The organism is Thermoplasmata archaeon (assembly GCA_038729465.1).
Classification (GTDB): domain Archaea; phylum Thermoplasmatota; class Thermoplasmata; order Thermoplasmatales; family ARK-15; genus JAVRLB01.
This window is the reverse complement of the sequence record JAVYRZ010000014.1, coordinates 1-26715: the sequence shown is the minus strand read 5'-3', so window position 1 is coordinate 26715 and position 26715 is coordinate 1. Positions and strand designations below refer to the sequence as shown.

24 protein-coding genes, 3 tRNA genes and 1 rRNA gene are annotated in these 26715 nt (G+C 35.8%); 18 read left to right on the top strand and 10 right to left on the bottom strand.

Features of this window, described 5'->3' with window-relative positions; translation table 11 throughout:
* The first annotated feature begins 205 nt into the window (after positions 1 to 205).
* Positions 206 to 742: a hypothetical protein gene (locus tag QXQ25_04850; protein ID MEM0161031.1), complete on the top strand. Its 537-nt coding sequence runs from the start codon at positions 206 to 208 to the stop codon at positions 740 to 742.
* Between the two features lie 76 nt (positions 743 to 818).
* Here the strand turns inward: QXQ25_04850 and QXQ25_04845 are convergent, their stop codons facing one another.
* The 4 genes from QXQ25_04845 to rrf form a co-directional block, all read right to left on the bottom strand.
* Positions 819 to 1427, bottom strand: coding sequence for a hypothetical protein (locus tag QXQ25_04845; GenBank protein MEM0161030.1), 609 nt, complete (start codon positions 1425 to 1427; stop codon positions 819 to 821).
* A 140-nt stretch (positions 1428 to 1567) separates the two neighbouring features.
* Positions 1568 to 2782: a site-specific integrase gene (locus QXQ25_04840; GenBank protein ID MEM0161029.1), complete on the bottom strand. Its 1215-nt coding sequence runs from the start codon at positions 2780 to 2782 to the stop codon at positions 1568 to 1570.
* A 128-nt stretch (positions 2783 to 2910) separates the two neighbouring features.
* Positions 2911 to 2995: transfer RNA gene (locus tag QXQ25_04835), tRNA-Leu, on the bottom strand.
* Between the two features lie 125 nt (positions 2996 to 3120).
* A 5S ribosomal RNA gene (gene rrf, locus QXQ25_04830) occupies positions 3121 to 3243 on the bottom strand.
* Positions 3244 to 3708: 465 nt separating this feature from the next.
* On the opposite strand from rrf, the gene thsB reads away from it, so the two are divergent.
* The 10 genes from thsB (at position 3709) to QXQ25_04780 (ending at position 15344) form a co-directional block, all read left to right on the top strand.
* Positions 3709 to 5379 (top strand): thermosome subunit beta, encoded by a 1671-nt coding sequence (gene thsB / locus QXQ25_04825; GenBank protein ID MEM0161028.1) that lies wholly within the window; start codon positions 3709 to 3711, stop codon positions 5377 to 5379.
* Positions 5380 to 5424: 45 nt separating this feature from the next.
* A complete protein-coding gene (locus QXQ25_04820) occupies positions 5425 to 6393 on the top strand; it encodes an FAD-dependent oxidoreductase (protein ID MEM0161027.1) in 969 nt (322 codons plus the stop codon).
* 157 nt (positions 6394 to 6550) lie between these two features.
* A complete protein-coding gene (locus QXQ25_04815; protein ID MEM0161026.1) occupies positions 6551 to 9094 on the top strand; it encodes a thermopsin family protease in 2544 nt (847 codons plus the stop codon).
* 89 nt (positions 9095 to 9183) lie between these two features.
* On the top strand, positions 9184 to 9828 hold the full coding sequence (locus tag QXQ25_04810) for a 30S ribosomal protein S3ae (GenBank protein ID MEM0161025.1): 645 nt from the start codon (positions 9184 to 9186) through the stop codon (positions 9826 to 9828).
* Positions 9829 to 9830: 2 nt separating this feature from the next.
* Positions 9831 to 9932 (top strand) — tRNA-Met (locus QXQ25_04805).
* Between the two features lie 52 nt (positions 9933 to 9984).
* Entirely contained in the window at positions 9985 to 10371 is a 387-nt protein-coding gene (locus QXQ25_04800) for a NifB/NifX family molybdenum-iron cluster-binding protein (protein MEM0161024.1), read from the top strand.
* A 118-nt stretch (positions 10372 to 10489) separates the two neighbouring features.
* Complete coding sequence (locus QXQ25_04795; GenBank protein MEM0161023.1) at positions 10490 to 11383, top strand: ketopantoate reductase family protein; 894 nt, start codon at positions 10490 to 10492, stop codon at positions 11381 to 11383.
* 26 nt (positions 11384 to 11409) lie between these two features.
* Positions 11410 to 12696 carry a 3-hexulose-6-phosphate synthase gene (gene hxlA, locus QXQ25_04790; GenBank protein MEM0161022.1) on the top strand — a complete coding sequence of 429 codons (1287 nt, stop codon included), beginning with the start codon at positions 11410 to 11412 and terminating at the stop codon, positions 12694 to 12696.
* Between the two features lie 10 nt (positions 12697 to 12706).
* Positions 12707 to 13420 carry a PHP domain-containing protein gene (locus tag QXQ25_04785; protein ID MEM0161021.1) on the top strand — a complete coding sequence of 238 codons (714 nt, stop codon included), beginning with the start codon at positions 12707 to 12709 and terminating at the stop codon, positions 13418 to 13420.
* Positions 13413 to 15344 carry a hypothetical protein gene (locus QXQ25_04780; protein MEM0161020.1) on the top strand — a complete coding sequence of 644 codons (1932 nt, stop codon included), beginning with the start codon at positions 13413 to 13415 and terminating at the stop codon, positions 15342 to 15344. The genes QXQ25_04785 and QXQ25_04780 overlap by 8 nt, the downstream gene beginning before the upstream one ends.
* 3 nt (positions 15345 to 15347) lie before the next feature.
* Here the strand turns inward: QXQ25_04780 and QXQ25_04775 are convergent, their stop codons facing one another.
* Complete coding sequence (locus QXQ25_04775; GenBank protein MEM0161019.1) at positions 15348 to 15893, bottom strand: winged helix-turn-helix domain-containing protein; 546 nt, start codon at positions 15891 to 15893, stop codon at positions 15348 to 15350.
* Positions 15894 to 16415: 522 nt separating this feature from the next.
* On the opposite strand from QXQ25_04775, the gene QXQ25_04770 reads away from it, so the two are divergent.
* Positions 16416 to 16583, top strand: coding sequence for a hypothetical protein (locus QXQ25_04770; GenBank protein MEM0161018.1), 168 nt, complete (start codon positions 16416 to 16418; stop codon positions 16581 to 16583).
* A gap of 366 nt (positions 16584 to 16949) precedes the next feature.
* Here QXQ25_04770 and QXQ25_04765 read toward each other — a convergent pair whose 3' ends face one another.
* From QXQ25_04765 to QXQ25_04755, 3 genes are all read right to left on the bottom strand, one after another.
* A complete protein-coding gene (locus tag QXQ25_04765) occupies positions 16950 to 17225 on the bottom strand; it encodes a UPF0147 family protein (protein MEM0161017.1) in 276 nt (91 codons plus the stop codon).
* Between the two features lie 14 nt (positions 17226 to 17239).
* Positions 17240 to 17569, bottom strand: coding sequence for an Lrp/AsnC ligand binding domain-containing protein (locus QXQ25_04760; protein ID MEM0161016.1), 330 nt, complete (start codon positions 17567 to 17569; stop codon positions 17240 to 17242).
* 91 nt (positions 17570 to 17660) lie between these two features.
* Positions 17661 to 18761 (bottom strand): CPBP family glutamic-type intramembrane protease, encoded by a 1101-nt coding sequence (locus QXQ25_04755; GenBank protein ID MEM0161015.1) that lies wholly within the window; start codon positions 18759 to 18761, stop codon positions 17661 to 17663.
* 69 nt (positions 18762 to 18830) lie between these two features.
* On the opposite strand from QXQ25_04755, the gene QXQ25_04750 reads away from it, so the two are divergent.
* The 5 genes from QXQ25_04750 to QXQ25_04730 are packed head-to-tail and all read left to right on the top strand — an operon-like array spanning position 18831 to position 22514.
* Positions 18831 to 19220: a hypothetical protein gene (locus QXQ25_04750; protein MEM0161014.1), complete on the top strand. Its 390-nt coding sequence runs from the start codon at positions 18831 to 18833 to the stop codon at positions 19218 to 19220.
* A gap of 6 nt (positions 19221 to 19226) precedes the next feature.
* On the top strand, positions 19227 to 19640 hold the full coding sequence (locus QXQ25_04745; GenBank protein ID MEM0161013.1) for a DNA-binding protein: 414 nt from the start codon (positions 19227 to 19229) through the stop codon (positions 19638 to 19640).
* Positions 19641 to 19678: 38 nt separating this feature from the next.
* Positions 19679 to 20422: a DUF92 domain-containing protein gene (locus tag QXQ25_04740; GenBank protein MEM0161012.1), complete on the top strand. Its 744-nt coding sequence runs from the start codon at positions 19679 to 19681 to the stop codon at positions 20420 to 20422.
* A gap of 6 nt (positions 20423 to 20428) precedes the next feature.
* Positions 20429 to 21646 carry a 2,3-bisphosphoglycerate-independent phosphoglycerate mutase gene (locus tag QXQ25_04735; protein ID MEM0161011.1) on the top strand — a complete coding sequence of 406 codons (1218 nt, stop codon included), beginning with the start codon at positions 20429 to 20431 and terminating at the stop codon, positions 21644 to 21646.
* A complete protein-coding gene (locus QXQ25_04730) occupies positions 21636 to 22514 on the top strand; it encodes a rhomboid family intramembrane serine protease (GenBank protein MEM0161010.1) in 879 nt (292 codons plus the stop codon). The genes QXQ25_04735 and QXQ25_04730 overlap by 11 nt, the downstream gene beginning before the upstream one ends.
* 22 nt (positions 22515 to 22536) lie before the next feature.
* Here QXQ25_04730 and QXQ25_04725 read toward each other — a convergent pair whose 3' ends face one another.
* Complete coding sequence (locus QXQ25_04725; protein MEM0161009.1) at positions 22537 to 25251, bottom strand: DEAD/DEAH box helicase; 2715 nt, start codon at positions 25249 to 25251, stop codon at positions 22537 to 22539.
* Between the two features lie 291 nt (positions 25252 to 25542).
* Between QXQ25_04725 and QXQ25_04720 the strand changes: the two genes are divergently transcribed.
* Complete coding sequence (locus QXQ25_04720) at positions 25543 to 26313, top strand: SDR family oxidoreductase (protein ID MEM0161008.1); 771 nt, start codon at positions 25543 to 25545, stop codon at positions 26311 to 26313.
* A gap of 255 nt (positions 26314 to 26568) precedes the next feature.
* Here the strand turns inward: QXQ25_04720 and QXQ25_04715 are convergent.
* A tRNA-Thr gene (locus QXQ25_04715) sits at positions 26569 to 26641 on the bottom strand.
* Positions 26642 to 26715: the final 74 nt, after the last annotated feature.

The window sequence follows — 26715 nt, the reverse complement described above, 5'->3', positions numbered from 1 at the left end:
TTATAATAAAACCTATTACTTGTAAAAAATGCGGAGCACAATTGAAACTTTCGGCAACAGGAATTACAAAATGTGAATATTGTGGAACTATATATAAAATTTCAGAATACATTGATTTATTAAGTGATATTATTGAAAACGACAAGAAACATTAAATTTTGTAGATCAGACATTATTTGATATTAGTCGAAGAGTGGAGTTAGGGATGAGGCTAACTATTTATCTTGATTTTTTAGAACTGGTCATTCTGCTCGATTTTTTACAATTTGATAAAGAGAACTTGGATTTTGAGGTTAGAGTGAATCTGATAAACCATATAAGAAAAAAATTGAACTATTATCTTTCCACCCTACAAAAAAAGTTAGTAGTTTCACAATCACAACAGATAGTTGTACCATTACCTGACCTATTTTCTGAAATTGAAAAGTTAGATCAGACAGCATTATCAATAAATGTTATCATTGAGGCTCTAAAAATTCTAGACTTTGAAAAAGAGGATATAGGACAGGACTTGAGAGAGATACTAGATATAATAATTGAAGATAAAAATCGTACTATAGCGTATAGATTTCTTGAAATTATTATTATGCAAAAGCCTGAAAGCATTCGTAGTTATTTTAAAGATCTTATACCTATCCTTTATAAAAAGTCTGATGAAATATTTGAAACTGACCCATACTTTAGATCATTGGCAAATAAATTAGCACAATGGGCATCAGATGATTCAAATAAAAAACAGTAGTAAAACACAATTTTTTCAATAATTAATTATTAAAATATAAAATTTGTAATAGTAACAATGCGTAATATGATAATAACTATAACAATTTTCTATTTTGATCATTAAGAATTGTTCTTCCCAATCTAAGTATTTTTTCTGTGTCGGCAAGATAAATATGCTCTAAATGGATATGTTCAAATTCTATTTTATATACTATTTTTTGATTTTTAGAAAGCTTTAACTTCTTTGCAATATAACCCTCTCCAAATTTAGTGCGAACTGGATTGCTAAGACCAGATTTGAAAATATTATCCCATTGAATCTTTGGAATACTATAAGTTCTCAATTGTTTGCCCATAAAATTTTGGGTATCAAGATATTGCACAATTGTTGTTCTTTCATATTCTTCTGACTCTGGAAGTTTGTATCGATATTTTAAGTATATCCATGTAACAACGCCCCCTATCAAATCTATTATTAACGAAATGTATCCTAATACTAAGTATCCACAAAAGATAGCTGTACCACCAAGAATATAGGTAACTAGAAGCTTTTTATCTTTAAGTATTGACCTTAAGATAAGCAGTTTCTGTGCATCTTTATTAATTAATTCTCCTATCTTTTTATTTTCATAAGAATCTTTACTATTTTTAGGAGTTTTAGTTTTGATCTTAAGATTTTTTGATGATTGATCTAGCTTCCTCATATTATTTGGTATTAACTTTCTTAAATTTAAACGATGCGGTTTTTATTACCACATCTGTATAAAAAGATAGTAAACAAAAAATGAGAGGTCCTAACCTCTATAAAAGTAAGCATAGTGAGCTGTGAATTTTCACAAATGTATTAGAGAGGCAACTTTATTATAGCGGTACCATTTGGTAGCGATGCTACAAATTCATATCCCTTACTTATGAACTCTTCCACCTGATCAATTTTAACCACTTTTTGTTTATTACCATTGTTGGTCATAGCTCCTGTTACTTTGTCTCTAAGCAGTTTTTGAAAATCTTCATTAGACATGCTTGTAAGATCTATCTTATCTATCTCTTCCTGCTTGTACCCCACTGCCAACAATAATTGCTGTTGCAAATATAGCTTAGCATCGTTTTCAGAAGGCTCAGAATTTCTAGTTTCCAAATACTTGGTGCATTTTTTGTATGACTCTCGCATTTCTTCTATCATATCCGGTGGCAATCTCTTATTAGTAGAGTATCTAGCCTCGATATCTCCTTTGTGACCCATCATGAACATTCTCCATGGATGTGATATTAATCCTTTTGATTCGGCTATATCCAAAGCAGTAGCAAAGTATGCTCTTAACACATAAGGTCTCATCTTCACTCCAGCTTTGTTTATGCCTTCCCTTATGTCCCTCGAAACCAGCAGTGTCCGCATGAAATTATGATTCTTGAATATTCCATCATTTATCTGTAACACTGGAGAATTTTCAGACAACTTTTCCCCTTTTTCTATTCTTTCTTTTACGTATTCTTTTATCAGATCGCAGCCCTCTTTTCCAATGAAAGTGAAATATTGATTTCTAGCCTTCGATAATCGGGATCTCACAACAATTATTGCAGGTATTTTCTCGAATTCTATGCTCTTAAGGTTGAAATCCACGAGGTCTCCGATAAGCAATCCATCAGTGCCCTCGTAGTTGCCCAGTGATTCAGGTCTTAATCCTGAAAATGCCATCAATGCTATTGCAACTCGCCCTCTTTTAGTGCTTTCTCTTAGCATTCTTGCTAGTTCATCCTTTGTGGGTATCCTTTCATTCATAGTCATTGGATTCTCACCCTCATTGGCTATGTTCACATTCATCTTATAGTCAATATCGTTGAAGATCAGCCAAGACCTTAATGTGTACTTGAATTTCACTATGTAGGACCCAGCTTTCCCCTCTGATTCCATTTTCCTCACAAAATCCATAAATTCGTTCTTTAGTTTTCCATTCTTTGCGTTCTCTATAATAATCTCTGGTGTGATGTTGTTAAGCTCACAGTAGAGCCCTAAATTTCTAAGCCATACGTCAGCACTTATGGCTGATCTTGCTCTCATATTCTCATACCAACGCCTAATTTGCTCATTTTCAAGTAATTTTTTATGTTTTTGCTTAAAAGTCATGCATGGTCACATGCATGGTTATGAAACGGTTGTTTATAAAGTATTCGATTATTGATATATAGTGCGGAGAGCCGGATTTGAACCGGCGAACTTCTACAAGAGTGGACCCTAAATCCACCGCCTTTGACCAGGCTCGACAATCTCCGCATTCTATACGAGATTTTTCAGTACTAAACCTGATCAAGCAAGTTTCAGGGTAGAGAATATGCGTCAATTATACTAAAAATTTTCGTTATTTTTTTTGAAAAACGGTGCAGAAGAAATTGAAAATAGAATGACAGCGAAACATGCTTTCCTGGAGCTCGCGCATCCAAGTACGCACATGATACGCGGACAGGCTTAACTGCCGGGTTCGGGATGGGACCGGGTGTTTCCCTGTCGCTATGACCGTCATTCCAAATCCCTTAAATGAGAACTAATATATAAAACTTACATTTAGTACTATGCTGGTAATATACAGTTAAATGAATAATATTTTTCTCATTTTTTTATGTATAATACGTATTTTTATAATATCAATTTTGTGATAGTTATTTACCTTATACCAAAAACAATTAAAAAGATGTACACTATGCTAGCTCAGATTAAAAAATGATTCAACTGTCAATTTCTGCCATAGGTTTCATACTATTCCGGAAATTGGCGGCTGAATTTTTAACAATTATTTAATCAAAAAAATATGTATTATACGCTTTTATTTAGCAATTATTTCTGCAAAGTAGTACAAATTATCTTAGAAATAAGGGACAGCACAGGAAATAGCAAAATATCACAACGCTCAATTTCTGGCATGGAAAAAATAAAAACATTTAAATAGAAGAACATTTTTACCATTCTCAATCAAGAAGGTGATATTTACTATGATGACAGGACAAGTACCTATTTTGGTATTAAAAGAAGGAACAGAAAGAGAATCAGGCAAAGATGCTAAGAAAAACAATATTGCAGCGGCTAGAGCCATCGCTGATGCAGTGAAAACTACGCTTGGGCCAAAGGGAATGGATAAGATGTTAGTTGACGGTTTAGGAGACATTGTTATTACTAATGATGGAGCTACAATCTTAAAAGAGATTGATGTACAGCATCCGGCTGCAAAGATGATAGTTGAGGTCGCCAAGTCACAGGATCAAGAAGTGGGTGATGGAACTACCACAGCAGTAGTGTTGGCTGGAGAGTTATTAAAGCAGGCTGAAAGCTTGTTAGAGCAAAACGTGCATGCAACTATCATTAATAACGGTTACAGGCTTGCATCGCAGAAAACTTTAGAATTAATCTCTAAAATCGGAAAGAAGATAGATTCAAAAGACGATCTGATTTTAAAAAAGATAGCCACTACGGCAATGACCGGCAAAAACATAGGAAACAGCAGTTCATATTTTGCAGATCTTGCAGTTAAAAGTGTAATAGCTATAACAGAAAAGGTAAACGGAAAGACTGTTGCAGACATTGACAACATTAAGGTTGAGAAAAAGACAGGTGGTGGAATAGCAGAAACGGCAATGATTGACGGAATAGTATTGGATAAAGAGAAAGTGCACCCAAGAATGCCTAGAATTGTTAATAATGCGAAGATCGCGCTGATAAACGAAGGGCTTGAAATAAAGAAAACAGAGATCAGTGCCAAGATCCAGATTGAAGATCCAACAAAGATACATGCATTTTTAGATGAAGAAGAAAAGCAATTAAAAGATATGGTAGAGCTGGTTAACAGCAGTGGCGCAAACGTGTTAATATGTGAAAAAGGGATAGATGACCTTGCTCAACATTATCTATCTAAACATGACATTTATGCAGTTAGAAGAGTGAAGAAAAGCGATATAGAAAAGCTAGCAAAGGCTACAGGTGCCAAAATTGTAACGAACCTAAGTGATCTCAAAGCTGAAGATCTAGGGTTTGCTAAAACAGTAGAAGAGAGAAAGATAGGAAATGACAACATGACCTTTGTTACAGGCTGCAAAAATCCGAAGGCAGTATCGATTCTGATCAGAGGCGGTACTGAACATGTTATAGCAGAAGTAGAGAGGGCACTTCATGACGCTCTCAAGGTAGTAAGCGTTGCGATAGAAGAAGGCGTTGCAGTACCAGGTGGCGGTGCTATTGAAACTGAGCTGGCTATGCAGCTTAGAAAGTATGCGCCTACAGTAGGTGGCAGAGAACAGCTAGCGATTGAAGCGTTCGCAAATGCATTGGAAGTCATACCTAGAACTCTGGCTGAAAATGCAGGAATGGATGCGATAAATATCCTGATAGGTATCAGGTCCCAGCATGAAAAAGGAAACAAAGGGTTTGGCATAGACGTATTTAGCAATAAGGCCAAAGACATGTTCGAAGAAGGTGTGATTGAGCCTGCAAAAGTGAAAGAGCAGGCAATCGAGAGTGCGATGGAAGTAGCTACTATGATTCTCAGAATCGACGATGTAATACAGTCAAAGAAGAGAGAAGGGCAGCCTGGCGGTGGTATGCCTGGTGGCGGTATGCCTGGTGGTGGAATGCCGGGTATGGGCGGAATGGGCGGCATGCCAGAAATGTAAAAAATCTTTTTTATTTTTTTCAATTTTTTAGTGGGTGTATTTATTATGGCGATACCTGGGTTTGGAAGTTTTTCGGTGAAAGAAAGTAATATTGAAGCTCATTACGATGTGGCCATAATCGGTGCTGGTCCTGCAGGATTATCTGCGGCAATATACTCAAAAAGGGCAGGATTAAATCCTATCGTGCTCGACAAGTATCTGACAGGTGGCTTGGTTATTGAAAATCCGCTTGTAGAAAATTATTTGTCTCATAAGCTTATAAAAGGAGAAGAGCTGGCTACATTGATGAAAGCGCATGCGAAAGAGTATGCAACAATATTGGAAAATGTAGAGATAGTTAACATTAAAAAGAGCAATAACGACTTTGAAATCAAAACTCCTGATAAGATAATAAAAGCGAGTGCGATCATACTTGCAACTGGAACAACGCATCGAAAATTAAATGTGGCGGGAGAGGATAAGTATCTGGGCAAGGGAGTATCTTACTGCGTAACATGCGATGCATACTTTTTCAGAGGCAAGAAAGTGGCAGTGATAGGTGGAGCTAATTCGGGAGCTGTGGCAGCACTGTATCTTAAGAATGTAGGTGTGACACCCGTAATTTTTGAATATATGCCCAAGAAAATGTGCGAATATTCGTATATTCAAAAATTAGAAGAAGAGAAGATAGAGTATAATTTGAACGTGCAGATTAAAGAGATCATGGGAGATGGCAACAAACTGAACAAGATTCGGTACACAGAGAGGACTACGAACACTGAATCAATACAGGATTTTGACGGAGTATTCATTTATGTAGGCTTATTACCACAGAATGAAATTGCGAAAAAGCTGGGCGTGGACCTGGATACAAAAGGTTACATTATCACTGATAAAAAGCAGAGAACCAGCGTATCTAAAATATATGCGGCAGGGGACATAACCGGCAACTCCGGGCAGATTATCATATCTGCAGGGCAGGGTGCCTTGGCTGCGCTGAGCGCATACGAAGATATCAAGATAAACAATCTTTAATAGTTATTTTAACTGACTGTAGAATCAAGGTTGTCATGGGCCACGGCAGTGTATTTTTTATGTTACATAGATGCTTAAGCCTTTTATTTCAGAGATATAAATCATAAAATAGAACTTGAGAAAAAATTATAAATATTCTGATACATTTAATAACAGTATGGGTAACAAAAACATCAAAAAAAATATTTTTAAAGTTCTACTGCCAATAGCAGTAGTCGTCGTATTGATGAGTTCTGGTTTTTTGATATCGTCTTCGAGTTTGGCCAATGAACCGGGTCATGCGCAGACGTATCAGGTTTCAAACGCACAAGTATCGACAATGACGCAAAAGGTGCTAAGTGAGTTGAGAGAAAAAAGTGTGCCTGCAAAATATGCGTATTTGCCAAACTTTAATGCAAAGTACGCTAGAAATGGCAATACGATAACCCCACTGTACAGCTCTGCACCAGCACCGATGGGAATAGGATATTATGGCTTGATGAATAACAGTGGTGTTTTGACAGGAACGGTATTGAACACTACCAGTTTTGAAGGATCTATCACTGTAAACAACCTCAACATATTTTATCTTGATGCAGACAGTCCTTATAGCCTGAGTTTTCAGCTAAATACTGTTCTCAAGAACGTAACATTGTTTGGAAACAACAGTTTTGTATTCTGGACCCAGAACACTGTTTCATACTCTACAAGAACGCATCAGCTGTCAATGGTCGACAATATCTGGAATTTTTCGAATGACCAATATCTTTTCACTCAAAATTCACTGTACAGCTATGATGGCGTTTCGGTACCACCAGTCTATTATTACGGTGTAAGCAGCAACTTTACAAATGTTAACTTTCCATTTACGATAAATGTGTATATTAACAGCACGATCATAAATAATAGAAATGCTGTATTTTTTAACTACACTTTGCTCCAGCAAAACCAGGCACCTATTTCTGGATCTTATGACGAGGTAATATTCAACTCTACATACGGTACGCCCTCAGATTATACTACTGCACCCGCATATTTTCAGGTGAATGGAAATGAGCCCACACCTACCGGATTCTTGCTTTACGATGCAGAGTTGATGCTGGGCGGGTATGGTGGTGGCAGTACGACAACGGTATTTAACATAAATGCCACGATGCAGCTTAGCTATCTGTCCAGCACGGGATACATTGCAGTTCCATCAGCTTATAATTTTGGCACTGATACTGGTGAGACAAGCGTTGGTGTGTCATCATCATGGAACGGCGTCAATCCAACTGCAATACTCACTACAGGTCCTTCGATTCTGGCACCGTTGTGGGGGCTGGCTCCCGGATCTGGCAATATCAAGATTTCTGGGTCTGTAACACCTTCCAACGCGTTTATGTTTATTAACCCTGGATCAGCATTCAATGCCACAATCGCACAGTGGGCGGCTATCGGCACGGCAGGAAAGTTTTCATATGACTTGCCTTCAGGCACTTACAGTGCTGAGATCCTGCTAAGCAATTATAATCCGGTTTTCATCACATTCAGCAGCTCTACGGTATTGAACGTGAGCATGGTAAAGAACATGGCTATGGGCATATATACACCCCTTTACGCTTTTGACAATGCTCAGATTGCAGCATTGTCCATTAAGGGAAACGGAACGCTGAACAATCCGTATGTTCTCGAAAACAACCAATATGGATCTTTAAGTCCGCTTTTCAGCCAGCTTAATGACTATGCATTTCCAGTGTTTTCTGGACTGTTGCTAGTAAACACAAACTTGTACGTATCAATAAACAGTCCTCCAACATTCTTTATTAACTTTGGCAGTGCTGCAACTCTCATTGCAGGTTCATATAATCTGCCAAATTACAATTATCTGCAGATCCAGTTATACAACACATCTCATGTATCCATATATCATGCCAATTATGTTACTGGCTGGTTCTCTAATGAAGTTTATGGAATTAACCAGGACGATTTTCCAGTTGCAAATATCATGCTATGGAACAGCACTAGTGACCTGGTCGGAGATAATAACTTTTATGATTGGGGCAGTTCTTTGCTTGTGTACGGAGGATCTGGAAACGTAATATGGGGTAACGAGTTTTTGCAGTATCCAGTGCCATTAAATTCAGCTACAACTAATGGCATTGGACAGTTTGGGCTCACCATCTACAGCTCTGGAAACACGATTTACAACAATTACTTTAATGTGACAGTCCCTGCATACAGTCCTTCTATGAACATTTATAACTATATGCCGGCAGTGTATGAAAACAACTGGAACATTACATCTGAGCCTGCAAGCGTGGTTAACACGGTGAACGGATATCAGTTATCTGGAAACATAATGAACCAGCCTACTCAGTCTGGAAACTTCTGGAGCGGTTATAGTTCAAGCATGCCTGTTCCTTACAATGTATCTGGATTCATAGCAGTTGGCGGAGATTACAGTCCTATCGTGCCTGCATATTACAAGGTAACAATCACCATATCGGGGCTATCCAATACTACCGTGATGGCGTTTTTGTACACTACCTCGCAGAACCATGCATTTCTCTATTCTACATATGGCTCTGGCACATTAAGTTTCCAGGTTACGAACGGCAGTTACTATTTTATACTCATGACTCAAACAGGCATATACTCATCAGTGCCAGCAACCATAACAGTGAATGGAGCAAACGTGAATATAACCGTGACCCTAGCCGGTAACTCGGTTATACTCTAATCTTTTTTTTCTTTTTTGAGCAAAGCAAAACAAAAATTATATAAACTATATCTTCATTCTTGTTTTAAATTTGGACGGTGTATACTAAAATGAGCACAAAAAGAGCAGATAGAACAGCCGCAAAAAAAGTTCGAGATAAATGGAAAGCAAAGATATGGTACACTATAGTTGCGCCAGAAACGTTTGCATCGAGAGAGATTGGAGAGACTCCTTCTGAGACACCAGAACAGTTGCTTGGAAGAGTTGCAGAAACAACGTTATACGATATAACTGGTAACGTAAAAAAATCATATATAAAATTGTTTTTTAAGATTGATAAGATTGAAGGAACCAAGGCTATTACGAGTTTCATAGGTCATGACACGCTTCCAGATTATACCAGAAGATTGGTAAGAAGGCGAAAAAGCAGAATTGACATAATATTTCCAATATCTACGAATGACGGTTTTTCTATGCGAATAAAATTAACATTAGTATCAGATAAAAGGATAAACTCATCATTGAAGACGGCAATAAGAAACAGGATCAAGGAAATATTGAAAGAATACTCATCTAAAAACACATATTCAGAATTTGTAAAATATATGATTTCTGATGCTATTGTTTCAGATATCGAGAATGGAATAAAAACAATCTATCCGATCAGAAAGATAGAGATTCGAAAATCAGATTTATTAAAAACACCTGAGCAACCAACAATAGCACCTGAAACCGCAACAGAACCAAATAATTAGATGCCGGGGTGGCTCAGTTTGGTAGAGCGTCGGACTCATAGGGTATTTTAAATAAAATAGACTGAGACATCCGAAGGCCCCGGGTTCAATCCCCGGCCCCGGCATTAAAAAGCTTTTTATCAGTGATATAAATATAGGTTACATGAAGGTGAAATAATGAAAATTGCAATGCCATTAAAAAATAGTAACAAACTTGATAGTGAGCTTTCAGAGCATTTTGGACACGCATCTTATTTTGGATTTGTAGAGATAGAGGATGGAAAGATAGTAAACTATGAAATTATACCGAATACATTTGAGTCTCACGGCCCTGGGGATCTTCCAAATCTGATAAAGCAGAAAAACGCAGAGATACTTATAGCCTATGGAATGGGACAGAGAGCCCTGGACTTTTTTGAGAGCTATAATATTAAAGTGATTACCGGCGTTGAAGGATCGATGAAAGAGATCGTGGATGAATATATAAAAGGAAACCTTGAAGTGGATGAGAGCTGGAAAGATAAAGAAGAGTTTGCGCATCATGATCATGAAGATCATGAGTGAAACCCCAAATTTCTCATATTTTTATATTACACATAAAATTAATTTTTGTGAATAAATAGAACTTTATCCATGCGTTGTTCAGATACTTTTTAATACTTATTTATTATCTTTATAAGCTATGAAGATCGCAGTTTTTGGAGCTGGCGCGATAGGCTGTTTGGTAGGCAGTTATCTTTCAAAAAATAACGACGTGACGCTTATCGGGCGTAAGAAATTGGTAGAAAACTTTAATTTGAACGGCATTGTTATTCAGGGATTGACCAATAAAGTTACCAAAAACTTGACGGTTTTAGAAGAGTTAACTGGAGAATTTGATCTGATCATACTTACAGTAAAATCTTACGACACTGAAAACGCGATGCACTCTATATCCGACAAAATAAAAAATGCATATTTGTTAAGTTTGCAGAATGGATTAGACAACATTTCGATAATCAGGAGATTCAGGTCTAATCGGTTATTGGCTGCGACCACAACTTATGGTGTATACTCTTTAGATTATGGCAAAATTGTGCATACAGGACTAGGGTTAACGAAGATAGGCACCATATCAAAAGATGCAGAGTTATTTATAAGAGAACTGATAGTACAGTTTAATGAATGTGGTTTAGAAACCCAGTATTCATCTGATATAACTACTGATATATGGATCAAAGGAGCGATCAATGCTTGTATAAATCCTGTTACGGGCATATTGTATGTAAAAAATGGAGAGTTAATTGCAGATGAGAATCTACACAGTATATTGAGAGAGCTCTCGAAAGAATGCAGTGCGGTTTTAGAATTAAAAGGAATTAACATAAATTTATTGAAGTTGACAGAAGAGGTTATAAAAAACACTGCCAATAACTATTCGAGCATGGCCCAAGACTTAAAAAGAGGATCTTTGACAGAGATAGACCATATTAACAAGGTGTTTATAGATGAGGGAAAACAGCATAATATAACTTTGCCATATAACAGTACTTTATATTATATGGTCAAGTATCTTGAAAAAATAAAAAAAAGTTAATAAGAGAAAAGGTATATTGTTTCATTATGGCATTATTACAAGTTGCTTTGGACCTGACAATATTGGATCGGGCTACGCAGATCGCGAAAGAAGCAGTAGCTGGCGGTGCAGACTGGATTGAAGTGGGCACGCCGCTCATCAAAAGTGAAGGCATGAACGCGGTAAGAACCATTAAAAAAATGTTTCCTAAGAACATGGTTGTAGCGGACATGAAAACTATGGATGTTGGCAGTGCAGAAGCTGAAATAGCAGCAAAGAGCGGAGCTGACATTGTGGTAATTTTGGGAGTGGCAGATGATTCTACTATTGCAGAAGGTGTAAAAGCAGCTCAAAAATACGGCTCGAAAATAATGGTAGACTTGATGAATGTTGAGAATCTGGAAGAGAAGATTAAAAGTGTAGAAAAGCTGGGTGCTGAATATCTGTGCATTCATGTGGGTGTGGATCAGCAGATGATAGGCATGAGCCCTGTCGAAAAGCTAAAGAAAATATATGCGATCACAAGACTTCCGATTGCTGTTGCAGGTGGGTTGAACTCGGAAACTGCACCGGAAATGATAAAAAACGGAGCATCGATTATCATAGTTGGCGGTGGCATAATTAAGGCACCGAATGTTGAGGCAGAAACCAGAAAAATAAAGAAGAGTATAGAGACATTAACACCTATCGAAACAGATTTATACAAAAAATACAGTACGGGTCAGATCAAAGAGGCGCTTATGAAAGTCTCTACATCCAATATCAGCGATGCAATGCATAGAAAAGGAGCAATTGGACAGTTTATATCTCTGTGCCCAGGCTCTAAGATCGTTGGTGCTATATTAACTGTAAAGACAATGGATGGAGATTGGGCCAAGCCTGTGGAGGCGATAGACCGTGCGAAGGAAGGTGAGATACTGTTTATAGATGTAGATAATGGGCCCACAGCGGTGTGGGGAGAACTGGCAACATGGAGCGCGTATACGCGAAAGCTGGCTGGAGTGATAGTGTACGGTGCAGTGAGAGATGTAGATGCAATAAGAGAGGTGCATTATCCAATATTTGCAAAAAAGCTGGTACCCAATGCAGGAGAGCCCAAAGGATTTGGAGAGATTGGCATAGAGCTGAATATTGAGGGAAAGAAGATCAAAACTGGAGACTGGGCCATGGCAGATGAGTCTGGAATAGTGATAATACCGAAAGAAGAGCTGATTGAGATTACAAACAGGGCTGTCGATGTGTTTGAGAGAGAGAACAGGATCAGAGAAGAGATACAGAGAGGCTCTACATTGTCGGCGGTACAAAAGCTGGAAGAATGGGAAAAAGTAGGCTAGGGAATGTTTAATGATAAACTTGCACAATCATTCATTATGGTCTGACGGTTCTTATAGCATTGCTGAAATTGTAGATTATGCGATCAGAAATAAACTAAAATATCTCGGAATATCAGATCATTATCTTACCTCTAAAGTAAACTCAATTAATAACGGTTCTTTAAAAAAATATATTGATGAAATCAACAGATTAAGAGAGATTTACAGGACAGAGATAAACTTGTATGCAGGAGTTGAGATTGACTTTACGCCAAGAACTAATTTTAAAAATTTGGATTTTGAGATGTTGAGGCAATTAGATTATGTTCTGTTTGAACATGTTCAGAACGAAAATGAAGGTGGATTACCGTTATGGCAATTGCCTGAACTGGTTGATAAAATCGGTGTTTTTTCAGGACTGGCTCACAATAATCTCATCAAAAATTTTTCAAGTGCAGAGATGCAAACTATATTATCCATGTTTGAATCTAAGAATATATTTATAGAGCTAAATACTAACACGAATTATATGAAATATGGAAAATACTATTTTGAGCTATCTGTAGAATGGTTTGAAAATATCAGAAATTACAGGATCCCTATATCTATAGGCTGTGATATGCATGAAAATATTCAAGACCTGCTAAATTTTAATATAGCTCTCGACTTTATTAACTCAAACAAGCTTGAGAAAAATATAAAAATGTTAATAGATGCTCTTGACAGGATAAGAAAGCATGGTTGAGATAAAAAAGAAGATAAAAAACAGACGTTTTGAAATAGGAATAAGCTTGGTTTTGATCACGTTACTGGGCATTTTTCTAAGATCTATACCATCTCTTATATATCCGATCTGGAGTGAAGACTTTGGAGTATACTATGCTGTAACTACTGCATTTATTAGCTCAAACAATATTTTTGGGGCAATACCGTCTCCTTGGGGCACTTCAGGGTACGGTAACTTTCCGATGTTCTACTGGATCATAGACTTAATTCATTTTACTACGGGCATAAATATCCATTTTTTATTATTGCACATTCCTCCTATAATTGGCGGACTGACAGTACCAATCTTATATTTTATAGCTAAAAAACTGACAGGCTCTAACGCGATCGCGCTTTTATCTGCATTGTTTCTGGCAATCAATCCTATTGATATTTTCGAAACTTCCATGGTAGGGTTATTGGTGGTAGGCCATGTGTTCCTTCTTTTATCAATTTTGTTTTTTATCTATGCCCATGAAAATAAAAAGTACTATGTGCTATTGATATTATCATCCGGATCGCTGATACTTTCACACCACATTTCGACGTTTATGTACATCATCTCGGTTGTGGGGATAATATTCTGGATCAGACTCCAGTCTAAAGAGTATGAGAATTTCAAATATGAAATAAGTTATCTTGTACTATTTTCAGCTGCAACATTTATGTACTGGGTTATAAGAAGCCCGACGATGGAAGGCTTTATTAGCGGTGCAGTGCACGGGTATCTGCCTTGGTATATAGTACTTGCACTGTTTTATCTTGCATTGTACCTATTATTTTTGTTTACAAACTATATTAAACGTTTGAATATTCAAATTACTAAGCATATTTTAAAAATAAAAGATTATCATTATTTTGTGGCAACGACAACAATAATATTAATTATAGCCATATTGGGCGTTATCATTGGCGTTAACGGCCCTAAAATCTCAATAGTCAGCATAATATATTCAATACCTTTTATTCTTACACTGGGGTTCATAGGCGTGGGAGTCAGGCACCTTTACGAGTATAATAAAGCATATCTTTTGGTCACTGGCTGGTTTTTATTTTTGATTCTCGGTTTGCTCGTTTCCCTGTTCACTTTCAATACTGTATTATATCCATACCGGTATCTTGAATATATATTTGAGCCTCTTTCAATTTTGGCTGCAATCGGGCTTATGGTACTTTACAATTATACGAAAGCAGAATTGAAAGCGGTCCCAAAAATAAATATTGTAAATATAAAGCATATCGAGAAAATAATGACAAGAACCGTAACAGGCGGCATAACTTCTAACTTCGAGCTTTCCACTGTGGCAGTAAATAAGCCACACTACATAATGACCGAGACCAGAGACCGTAAAAAAGATGCAAGAATAATAATAGTTTCATTATTTTCCATAATAATAATGGTGAGCGCACTGATGTCTTATCCGATTATAAGCAATGCTGAACAGATTCAGGCTCCACAATACATATCGTCTGCAACAATGAGCGCTATAACATGGCTTCAAAACAATGGCAGTAAAAATTATTCAAATTATAGTGTGGCAACTGATTTTATAGATGGTGTGTACTTAGAATCTCTGGGGTTCAACTCCAGTTTTGAATATGACAATATTCTTTGGAACGCAACATCATGGCAGGAAACTTATTATGAGTTAGAAGGCCTAAATCACACATATAATCCGATTCTGTACGTGCTTATTGATTCTGACATGTATCTCAACGGTGTGTACGGTTATAAATATGCAGACAATCCATATGCTCCACCTGTTCAGATGGGCAAAGCTGGATTTGATAAGTTTTTCAATCCTCCATTTCAGCAAATTTATTATTATAATTCTACAACCTCTTTACAATGGGTGTATTTGTTTGAGGTGAACTGGACATATATTAATGCAAATTTTTATTAATATTCACTTTTTCACAATTAAATTCCGTATATTTTGAAACTCTTCCGGCTTGACGAGCTTTATAAACAGGATCGTTTCAAGATTGTTAAGAGTATTTAAATCTAAATCACGATCTAACTTTTCTATCTCTTTAATAACAGTACTTTCCAAGTTAAAAAAAAGTTTTTCAAACTGTTCATTATTTTCAATTTTAAATCCTATATTTTCTAACGCATACTTGATTCGATTGTACCTGCTTTTTTTCTCATCTACTAATGCGCTGTGATCTGATATAAAAAGCTCTGGAGAAAGTACATATGTAGAATAGGTTCTTTTATATAATTTCTCTTCCACATTTCTTTTTTTTCTGGAACCTACTATCATAACAATATTTTTTTTCTCTAGTTTTTTAATATGCCTGTAAATGGTAGATACATCTTTATCCAAAATGGATGATAGATCTTTGATTGATAACGCCTTGATTTTTAAGAGCTTTAATATATCCTGCCTAGTTTCGTCCATCAAAAGTTTTGCAGTTTCAGGATCATAAACTACTTTTAAATCATTCACTTATCGGTAATATCTAAAAACACTATTAAATTTTATCATGATCTCCAGAATTTACAATTAAACATTTTTAAATCATAAAAAATAATCTATTTATGCTATTTTTACTATGTTTTTCATTTACTTTTTATTATTTTTCACGTTTTTTCGTTGATTTTTTTATAGCTTACGCTATCAACCACCTTTTTTGAATAGCAGTGTAATAATGATACTATTTTTCAAAGCTCTTTCCTCCCATTAGTTTTCATTGCTAATACCTTATCATACACTATGATCTTAGTATTTTTATCTTGATTTTATTCTCAGTCTATCTATCACTAACTCTATTTCTTTATGATAATTGTACATCAATTCTTTTTTCCAAATTTCGAAGATAATAACATTACAGATATTCTTTTTGACACTTCTGGAAATACCTCTTTTGTTGCTAACAGTATCCAGATCTCATATTACTAAATGATTGGCATAGTTATCTGTCGAAAAATTAAAATAACTGGATTGTATGCTCTTTTTTAAGGTGTATATATGGAAGAACTTTTATGCAAAATAGAGTTTCAGAAAGATGGAAATATCATAGTTGCAAAATTACAAACTGATATGGGAGGATTAAGAGTTTACAAAGATTCTGCATTTGAACATGTACTTTCAGAAGTAATGCTGGAGTTACAGGATGAATTCGAAAATGTAGCTTAGCTATGGTAAACTTTAAATTTTTAATAATATTTGATTATATTGATTTAATTGTTAGTATATTTATTTTTAAATATTTTATGCTTGCAACGGTTTCTTACCGTCTAATAGTATTCACAGCGATAATGGGCATTATGCTGATACCTGTTTTGATATATACGCTAAAGAAGAAACTAAACATAAAATTATGGGATTTTTTCACAGCCATTAAATTATCAATAGGCTCTTTCTTAATTTTAATAGCGATGTTTCTATTCTCGACAGAAAATGTAATTCCAATGTCTAGCTTTTATCTTATTGTGCCGTTCCTATTTTATGGCACTATTTTCTTTATATCTCTGATTTATATTAAAGATTGTTATAAGCTGATCACTTTATAGAGATATCATTTGATAGCTTTTCTAACTTGCCTATAATTGTATACACAGCCGTTCTTCCATGCACCGGTATGTTTGGATCATTTAACAGATCTTCTAATATAAAAATAGCTCCTGCGACTTTTACATCTAAAGCTTCGTTTTTTGATAATAATTTATTTTTTATTTCAATCGCACCTTTTTTTATATTTCTTGGCAAAGACTGATCTCCTGATAAATCATCTAAAAGTGATATTATCTCTCTTTTTTCATCCTCAGTATTATCCATTTCAATCACCTCTTCTATAGTCCCTTAAACCGTGCGTTAATAATGCCACGCTCTTTGTAAGAAGTGACCACCATCATTGTTGAGGTATCCTGAATGCCTTCTAAATTTCCAAGAGTGTTAACTATAAACTTTTTTAAATCGTCATAGGTTATGAACTTGATCTTCAAAACTAGATCTGAGTCTCCAGTTACTAAGAATATGTCTTCTATATTTGAATAATTCAATAATTTTAAGGCAATGTTTTCAACATTTTTTGTATCTACCTTAACACTAATTAATGCGGTAATAATATTATCTCCATAATATTCTTTCATTACTGTATCTTTCTCATTATTTTCTAACATATACATCACCTTTACATTTTTTGAATAATTGAGTATGCAATTACTGTATTTTAACTTTGCTTGTGTTTTTCGGGATGTTTTTGAAAACAACTTACTTTTTAGGTATTTTAGTGCCACATCTCAGGCACTTTAGCGATCCATCAGGCTCATACTCAAAGCTTTCGTTTCCGCAGTAAGGACATTTAATGTTATGGAACCGGAGATCATTTTGAGCAATCACAGGTTTTACAATTTTATGCACATGTTTCTTATTGACAACCTTTAAAAGCTCAATGCTATATAATACCGCCAAAACGCATCCAGCTATGAACCAGAATACTATGAATACAGATAGCAGATTCATGTAATAGCCTGTAAAACTGGGGTACATAACATTAATGGTGGACATGTAATCAGTTAAAAAATGAAAAGATACCGAAGCGTACAGTCCAAACCTCAAGAATAAATATCCCATTATCAGCCCTGCTATAAAAGCAGCCGGAAATTTGGTATAATCCCAAGAAGGAATATGCGCAATGCCGAAAAACAGAGAAGAGATTATTAAAAATGTTATAGAAGCTGCATTGAACTCTATCTTGCCACCCACAAAAAAACGGTACCAGTTTTTGCGAGTAATCTTATTTTTAACAAGATATATAATAAATAGAGGAACTCCCAGCAAAAGCACTCTTGATATCAATTCTTCGTACAATCCTGCATTGGCAAGCGAGAGATAATATTCCCAGTGAGGCGTTGAGCTGGAGATTGGCACAACTACAGGAGCACCTACCAATCCTGCAATTATGTAAACAAAGTATGAAAAAAATATGGATATTGCAAAAAGTTCAGCAAATCTCTGCAACCTGCTATTTGGATCCAGAGGATCTTTGTTAACAGTATTTACATATTTTTTCAGATCCCGGGCAATCAAAAACAGCACTGAGATTGTTATGGCGATGATTAATATAAAGAACCAGACCATCACTGCAGTAGAACTAATATAAAAAAGCAAGATTGGTACTGGAAAAATAATAAAAATAGGCAACAGTAACTGTGAAAAAGATCCTGCTAAAAACAGAGGTGTAATCCATAAAGCTATTAGATTTATGGATAAAACTATAACTACTGATACTATTAAAAACAGCGAAATTATATTTCTGAACTTTCTTGTTATTATCGACATTTTGGATCTTGAGTGTAGAACATCATTCATTATAAATAATTTATCTTAATGAAAGAGAGCATTATGTTTATATATTTGTTTTTATATTATAACACAACAATGAGTTATAAGATTCCTAACGAAAAGCTAGTACTATACGTAGCTAACAAAATAATAAAGAGATTGGGCATAATAAACTCTCAAACTAAATTTTTGAGTTTAGTGATAAAAGAGTTAAATGAAGGTACTGATGAATATAGATTAGATTATAAGAGATTTAGAAGAATCATATTAAAGAAAAAGAAGATTACAGTGCATATACATTACAAAGAAACCGACCAAAACTGGAACGTGAACAGCAAGTGTCCAGTATGTGGCTCTAATATGCGCAAAATAATGAATAAGACACTAGATCAAACAGAGGTGACGATCGGATACAAATGTTCTGTTTGCCCTTATTGGACCGGCTTTAAAAAGCGTGTACCTATACGCTATGTATTTTTGAGGTGAGATAAAATGATATATAATATCGAAAATAATGACATATTTGCAAAACTGGATAAGGAAGAAGAAGTATTCGAAAGCATCGAAAAAATTGCAGAAATATATAAAATCAAAGGTGCAATCATAGTTTCTGGAATAGGAATGCTTAAAAACTTTGAGATTGGCTATTTTAATGGCACTGAATACATCAAGGAAAAATATGAAAAGAACCATGAACTTGTATCGTTTCATGGCACTATAGCGGCTACAGATCCAAAACTGCATATACATGTCGCTTTAGCAGGACCTGATCATCGGTTGATTGGCGGGCATCTGTTCACTGGAACAGTTGATCCTTTACTGGAACTATACATTGTCAAAACCACGGAAACAGTATTTAAAAGAGAGTACAATAGGAACAGTGGTTTGAAAGAGTTGAAGTTTTAAAAGAAAAGGTTATATGCAATTAGTCTTTATGAGAGCAGATGATAGTTCCCACACCATTTGAGGCAATATTAATTGCAATACTAGTAATATTGCTTGGTACTCTATCTTACTACTATAAGATCCTGAATCTATGGGGATCTATTTTAAGTGTTATAATGGGTCTTATTGTGGGAGTATTTGGATCGATATATTGGCTTATATTACTTGTTTTATTTGTGCTGTTGTCATACGCGGCAACAGTATACAAATTTAATATAAAAAAGAAGCACGGAGTGGCTGAAGGAAAGTCGGGAGAGCGCGGATTCAGGTCGGTGTTTGCAAATGGGCTAGTGCCGATGATCATAGCATTAGTTCCTCTTTCATTATTTACCGGTTCATTACTGTACATAACAAGTCTGAGCGCAGCAACATCCGATACTGTTGCCAGCGAATTTGGAGTAAGTTCTTCGAAAGCGTACTTAATAACAAACTTAAAAAGGGTTAGGCCCGGCACTAATGGAGGAATATCACTTTACGGAGAAGCATGGGCCCTAGCGGGAGCAGCAATAGTATCTATATTCGGATTTTTATTATTTTATGCAGCCGGAATATGGAACTTAAGCGATTATTTTTTTATAATCATAACCACAATATTTGGTTTTGTAGGGTGCCAGATTGACAGTGTTTTAGGAGCAGTATTCGAAAACAGAGATCTTTTGACAAAGGGGCAGGTCAACTTTTTGCAAATAAGTATAAGTACAATAATTGTATATATATTATATAGTATTCATTTAATATGGTAAGAGATCATGAAAAAAATAATGTTAATTATCCTGGATGGTGTAGGAGATCGTCCTGCAGAAGAACTGAACTGGGAAACTCCTTTACAGGCAGCAAACAAAGAGAATTTAAACTTCTTTGCAAAAAACGGTATTACTGGGCAGATGGATCCAATAGACAAGGGCATAAGAGCCGGAAGCGATACAGCGCATTTGGCAATATTGGGTTATGATCCTTATAAGGTATATCCAGGAAGAGGGCCGTTTGAGGCGTTAGGACTTGGCATGGAGCTGGAACCTGGAGATTTAGCGTTTAGAGCCAATTTTGCAACGGTAGATACAAATAAAAACGTGATAGACCGTAGGGCCGGGAGAATAGATTCAGGCACTGACGAACTGGCAAGATCAATAAACATAAAGATAGAAGATGTTGAGTTTATAGTAAAAGAAGGTGTTGAGCATCGTGCAGCACTTGTAATGCGCGGGCCTGGCCTAAGTGCCAATATTACTGATGCAGATCCTCATGATGCAGGATTGCAGGTAAAAACCGTTACTGCAAAAAGTGCTGAGGCTGAGAAAACTGCCAGATTGCTGAACATGTACATTGAAAAATCATATCAGATATTAAAAGAGCAGCCTGTAAACAAGAGAAGAGTACAAGATCAAAAATTGCCGGCAAACATAATATTACCTCGAGGGCCAGGAATGGTTCCCAGTCTCGAGTCATTTGAGAAAAAATACAGTTTAAAAAGCGCCTGCGTGGTAGGAATACCATTGATCGCAGGCATATGCAAACTTGCAGGCATCACTCCAATCAAGGCCGAGGGCGCAACTGGAGGACTGAACTCTAATTTTCAGAGCAAGATCGAAACGGCATTTAATGCTTTAAAAGATCATGATTTTGTACTTGTAAATTTAAAAGCTCCGGATGTTGCAGGCCATGATGGCAACGCGAACAAAAAGAAAGAGGTTATAGAAAAGATAGATTTAGCGCTGGCATATCTCAGATCTCACATTAATAAAGACACTGTTCTAGCTATTACAGGAGATCATTCTACACCATGCAGCGTAAAGGATCACAGTGGTGATCCAGTGCCTTTGTTGATATTTGGGCATGGCATAAGAAAAGATTCAGTGAAAGAGTTTGATGAGATAGCCGTAATGACCGGAGCGTTAAACATTAGAGGAATACAGTTAATGAACATATTAATGAACCTCAGCGACCGCTCTGAAAAGTTTGGGGCGTGAAAATATATTTGTATTCTATATTATTTTGTTTTTTATAATTATTCTACTTTTTTATTCATATTATTCTGATAAATATGCTCTATTTCTAATCATTTTATTAAACACCGTATTATTTTTTGCAGTCGGAATAATTCAGATCTTAGATCTAGCATACTATTATAATCTATTATATTCACTATCTCTCAACACCTCTCATTTTATATCGTTATCTTTGATCACCGGTATATTTACACAGTTGAATTATGGGCAGATCATCGCTAATATGGTAATTTTATTTTTGATAGGCGCACCTTTTGAAGAACGTGTAAAAAGCAGAAAGTTTCTGGTTCTGTACCTTTCAAGCGGAATAATCGCAGAGCTGGTATTTTCAATCATATACTTTAGTACGCAGAGTTATCTGTTAGGTGCATCTGGAGCAATATTCGGAATAATGGGCTCTTTTTTAGTGCTATATCCTAATGATGAGATACCAATGTTGTTAGGAATCATATTCATGCCCAAGATCAAGGTCAAGTATGCAGTTTTATTTTATGCAGCCATTGAGTTTTTGGCAACTGCAATCTTTGAAAATAACGGTGTTGCACATCTTGCACATGTATCAGGATTTGTGGCTGGAGCGGTTATAGCTTACTATCTTGTTCGTCCAATTCAAAAATCAATGATCTTGGATGTTGAGCTATTGAGGAAATTGGCAGGCACGGAACAGCTGAATAAACTGGCAGATAAAATTGAAAGTGAGAAGATTGAAGAGTTACGTAAAATTTGGATAGAACAGTTTTTTAGTATTTTGTACGGTTCTGAAGCAAGGCTAAAAGGTAATTTTGTACATGTAAAAAACAATAAGATAAAAATATATAAAGTTAAGTAAAACGCATAAACCTTAGGCATGTTTAGTTTGCCCAGAATCTTCTATTTTTAGCATATTGAATCTCTGCTTCTAAAATATGCTTGATAAGCGTGAGCTCATCATCACTGTACGTTTTTAATATTCTTCTTGCAGTTTCCAACCCTACTCCATGAGCTACCAACGTCATTGCGCCCGCTCTTTTATACACGCGCAACAATTGTGAGATTTCCATATATTTCTTTATTTCTGATTCTTCATGCTGGTCTGTATTCTCTTTTTTAAACAGAGCTCTTTTATCAAGCTCATATTTTTGAAACATTGTTACTTTGACACTTGAACAGTAAGGACACATTATTCGCTCAATGTCCTTGACTTTGGTAGTATATGATCTGTGGCAGGTCATGCAATACATGGTTACCTGCTCATTATATAGTCTTTCTCTAACTTTTTCAATTATTGCCTTTGTCAATCTTATTGGTGCAAAGTTTTCAGAGTATCTACCCATTACCAGTTCGGCAGCTTTGCTGAATTTTACAATTTCTAATTTCAGAGTATTGTCATTTATCATTTTTAATATTTTTATAGTGTTTTCCAGATCCAGATAATCTGCAAATACTTTGTTTACAGTTTCTTCAAACAATAGTGTATCTTTGTAAATATCTATCAGCTTTTCAAGCCTGATCGCTCTGAAATCCGAGGTTTTAGCTATTATACCAAACTTCTTTGCTACATAATAAAACGCAAGCTTGAAAAATCTGGAATTGACAATGCTCTTTTTCAGGAGAATCTCAATATACTCTATTTTCAAACTTTGAATGATATCTGAAATCTCGCTTTCTTCAACGTCAGAATCGGTCTCGAAAGAAATATGATACGGAGAATAGCTGATATTAACACTTTCACCAATTCTCTGAGCTAAAAGCGAGGAGATGAGCTCTGCCAATGTCAAATTTACTCTGGTGCCAAAATAATCTTCGATCACGATTATATTTCCTTTTTTCTCGATAGTGATTCTATTATTTTTTGCAGGAACAATGTCCCACCAATCTTCTATTTTTTTGCGAGCAGGTTCAGACACGAAGTTTAAGACCTTGCGTGAATCTCTGAGCTCTGCAACGGTCATTGCTACCTCGAACGGAACCGGTATCTCTTCTCCGACCCAAAGGGGTGGAATACTGATCTCTTTTATACTTTCAACAAGGATTTTGGATTCTTTGATATCTACAACTCTCCATGTCATGCCTTTCATGACAAACGTCTTGCCAATCTCAAGTTCGCTCGCCACAAAACGTTCGTCAAGAATACCCATAAAACGATTTGAAGAAATATCAATTACAACATAGCTTTTCTCATCAGGAATGAGAGATATGTTTTGATAAAAATAATTTAATGCTTTTCTCGTGGTACCAAAATTCTCTCTGTCCATCCAGATAAGATGCATTTTGCTCAAAAACTCTAAAAGATCCAGATACTTTTCAAAACTCAAATCTTTGAAAATGTAGGTTTTATGTATTATTTTATAGTATTCTATTATGCTCACTCTCTTCTCTGAATACGCATTAGATACAATCTGATTTGCAAGCACCACGATTGGATTTTTGCGTATTGTCAGGTTTTCAATAAATCCATTTTTGGCAAGGTGTATGATGCTCATACCCTCTTCCAGTTCTATAGGATTCTCAGAGATAATCAGCCCTTTGGAGATGCCTTTAAGCGTGTGCCCGGATCTTCCTACTCTCTGTATTAACCTGTATACCTCTCTCGGAGAATTATACTGCACCACAAAATCAACTTTTCCCACATCTATGCCTAATTCTAACGATGATGTGCAAATCAATGCTTTTAGCTCTCCTGCCTTCAGCTTTTCTTCGTTTAGAGTTCTCACTTCCTGGGACAGAGAACCATGATGCACACTGATCGGAATATCACTTTCTAGCTGTGCATAGCGCATGGCAATGTCTTCTGCCGTGGTTCTCGTGTTCACAAATATCAGAGACACATCATGCTGTTTTACAAGCTCTAAGATCTCTATCAGTATAGATCCATAATCGAGATCACAGCCCATTATTTCAGACTCTTTTATATGCTTGTCTTTGTATGAAAAAAGTGCTATGTCTATATTTTTAGGAATTGCTACCTCTTTCACTTCTATTTCTCGATCTCCAGCTATACATTTTGCCAGCTCTTCCTTGTTACCCACCGTTGCAGAGAGCCCGATTCTCTGAAACTCTCCAGATATGGTGGTCAAACGCTCTAACGCTATAGCTAGCTGAGCTCCTCTTTCATCCTGCATGAGCTCGTGCACTTCATCAATGATTACATATTTCACATTTTTAAGCGCATTTCGGATCTTTGGCGCTGTAAACAATATTTGCAGAGTTTCTGGGGTGGTGATCAATAATTGTGGAGGATTGTTGCTCTGCTTTTTACGCTCTGCCTGTGATGTGTCTCCGTGCCTCACTGCTATGTTTATGCCCAGCTTTTTAGAATAGACCTCAAATCTCTCGTTTAAGTCTCTATTAAGCGCCCTTAAGGGAGTGATATAGATACACGAGATCGGAGAAAATCTGCTGTGAATAATCTTATCAAGTATTGGCAATATTGCAGCTTCAGTCTTTCCTGTGCCAGTAGGCGCTATCAAAAGCACGTTAGCACCCTTTGATATAATCTCAAAAACCTCTTTTTGAGGCTGTGTAGGCTCTCTTATTCCTTCTTCTTCCAGTATCTCCAATATTTTTGGGTCTAGCTGTTCAAACATTTTATCTCTTATAATCAGTTTAACTAAAAAAACTTATTGTGAAAAAATCTGACTTTTTTGATTTATACACCCACCATGTCTTTTGTACATTGACTATTGTCTCAGGATTTAGACTAAGCGCAATTATAGTAAGGACTGTAAAAATGAAATTATTGGCCGGATGCAACATTACCTATTTTGAGCTTATAATCTTTACAAATTTGACGATACATCTTTTGAAAAGTATTGAGATATCTAGATGCGCATTAATTTCGAGAAAAGTTTAATTATTGTTTGATAATTTGTTCCCTCATGTACAATCTAAATGATAAAGTAGCGGTGGTTACAGGTTCAGGCCGTGGCATTGGCAGAGAGATTGCTATTGCTCTTGCAACACATGGATCAAAAGTAGTAGTGAATGTCAAAAAGAGAATAGAAGATGGAAATGAAACTCTTAAATTGATAAAAGATGAGTCATCAGGCATAATGGTTCAGGCAGATGTTTCAAGTAGAGAGGGTTGCAGAAAATTATTAAATGAAACTGTAGCTAAATATGGGAAATGTGACATACTGGTTAATAATGCAGGAATAAGTATAGCCATGCCGTTTCTAGAAAGTGATGATCGTCTGATCGAAAAGACAATATCTACAAACTTGATGGCTAATATTTACTGTTCTCAAGAATTTGGAAAAATTATGAACGAAAATGGAGTGATAATAAATATCTCTTCAATTGCCGGAATAAAGCCTATGAGCTTTCTCTCAATATATGGCATCACGAAATCCGCCATTATCGGACTTACAGAATACCTTGCAGTTGAGCTTTCACCGAGAGGAATAAGAGTAAATGCAGTGGCACCTGCAGTAGTGAAAACAAAGATGGGAGACAGCTTATTTGAGCTTCTAAACATTTCAGAAGAAGAATATGTTAGAAACTATACACTCACCAATAAAATTATAAAGCCTGAAGAGATCGCTCACGCTGTTATTTTTCTTATAGAATCTGAGAACATCACTGGTCAGACTATCGTGATTGATTCTGGTCAAACTCTCATGAACATTTTCTCTAAAATGAAACAATAAAATTATTGTATTTGTATAGCTCTATATATTTAGCGGAAATTGACAGTTAGATCATTTTTATATTAGTTTAGCATAGTGCATATTTTTTATCATTTTTTGTATAATATAAATACCTCCGGCGAAATAGAAGTTATAGAAATACATATTATCCATAAAAAAATATTATCTATCCAACTTTATATTACCGACATAAGATAATAGTCACAGTTCAAGTATATAGATCAAAATGATGTGGGCTTCTGATCATTATAAAAGAGCCACTGGAGGGATTTGAACCCTCGACCTACTGATTACGAATCAATCGCTCTTCCTGCTGAGCTACAGTGGCAATATTATTTGCTAATTATTGTTTCATACACTTCTTCGTAGGTTGGCGGAATATTTGCTTTATCTTGTAAATTT

Bases quoted from the DNA above. Each gene is read 5' to 3' on its own strand.
- thsB (MEM0161028.1), top strand. From the start codon at position 3,709: ATGATGACAGGACAAGTACCTATTTTGGTATTAAAAGAAGGAACAGAA.
- QXQ25_04765 (MEM0161017.1), bottom strand. From the start codon at position 17,225: ATGGATAATACTGAGGATGAAAAAAGAGAGATAATATCACTTTTAGAT.
- QXQ25_04745 (MEM0161013.1), top strand. From the start codon at position 19,227: ATGATATATAATATCGAAAATAATGACATATTTGCAAAACTGGATAAG.
- QXQ25_04725 (MEM0161009.1), bottom strand. From the start codon at position 25,251: ATGTTTGAACAGCTAGACCCAAAAATATTGGAGATACTGGAAGAAGAA.
- QXQ25_04770 (MEM0161018.1), top strand. From the start codon at position 16,416: ATGGAAGAACTTTTATGCAAAATAGAGTTTCAGAAAGATGGAAATATC.
- QXQ25_04740 (MEM0161012.1), top strand. From the start codon at position 19,679: ATGATAGTTCCCACACCATTTGAGGCAATATTAATTGCAATACTAGTA.
- QXQ25_04845 (MEM0161030.1), bottom strand. From the start codon at position 1,427: ATGAGGAAGCTAGATCAATCATCAAAAAATCTTAAGATCAAAACTAAA.
- QXQ25_04785 (MEM0161021.1), top strand. From the start codon at position 12,707: ATGATAAACTTGCACAATCATTCATTATGGTCTGACGGTTCTTATAGC.
- QXQ25_04840 (MEM0161029.1), bottom strand. From the start codon at position 2,782: ATGAGAGCAAGATCAGCCATAAGTGCTGACGTATGGCTTAGAAATTTA.
- QXQ25_04850 (MEM0161031.1), top strand. From the start codon at position 206: ATGAGGCTAACTATTTATCTTGATTTTTTAGAACTGGTCATTCTGCTC.
- QXQ25_04760 (MEM0161016.1), bottom strand. From the start codon at position 17,569: ATGTTAGAAAATAATGAGAAAGATACAGTAATGAAAGAATATTATGGA.
- QXQ25_04750 (MEM0161014.1), top strand. From the start codon at position 18,831: ATGAGTTATAAGATTCCTAACGAAAAGCTAGTACTATACGTAGCTAAC.
- QXQ25_04820 (MEM0161027.1), top strand. From the start codon at position 5,425: ATGGCGATACCTGGGTTTGGAAGTTTTTCGGTGAAAGAAAGTAATATT.
- QXQ25_04755 (MEM0161015.1), bottom strand. From the start codon at position 18,761: ATGAATGATGTTCTACACTCAAGATCCAAAATGTCGATAATAACAAGA.
- QXQ25_04720 (MEM0161008.1), top strand. From the start codon at position 25,543: ATGTACAATCTAAATGATAAAGTAGCGGTGGTTACAGGTTCAGGCCGT.
- QXQ25_04795 (MEM0161023.1), top strand. From the start codon at position 10,490: ATGAAGATCGCAGTTTTTGGAGCTGGCGCGATAGGCTGTTTGGTAGGC.
- QXQ25_04815 (MEM0161026.1), top strand. From the start codon at position 6,551: ATGGGTAACAAAAACATCAAAAAAAATATTTTTAAAGTTCTACTGCCA.
- QXQ25_04800 (MEM0161024.1), top strand. From the start codon at position 9,985: ATGAAAATTGCAATGCCATTAAAAAATAGTAACAAACTTGATAGTGAG.
- QXQ25_04735 (MEM0161011.1), top strand. From the start codon at position 20,429: ATGAAAAAAATAATGTTAATTATCCTGGATGGTGTAGGAGATCGTCCT.
- QXQ25_04810 (MEM0161025.1), top strand. From the start codon at position 9,184: ATGAGCACAAAAAGAGCAGATAGAACAGCCGCAAAAAAAGTTCGAGAT.
- QXQ25_04780 (MEM0161020.1), top strand. From the start codon at position 13,413: ATGGTTGAGATAAAAAAGAAGATAAAAAACAGACGTTTTGAAATAGGA.
- hxlA (MEM0161022.1), top strand. From the start codon at position 11,410: ATGGCATTATTACAAGTTGCTTTGGACCTGACAATATTGGATCGGGCT.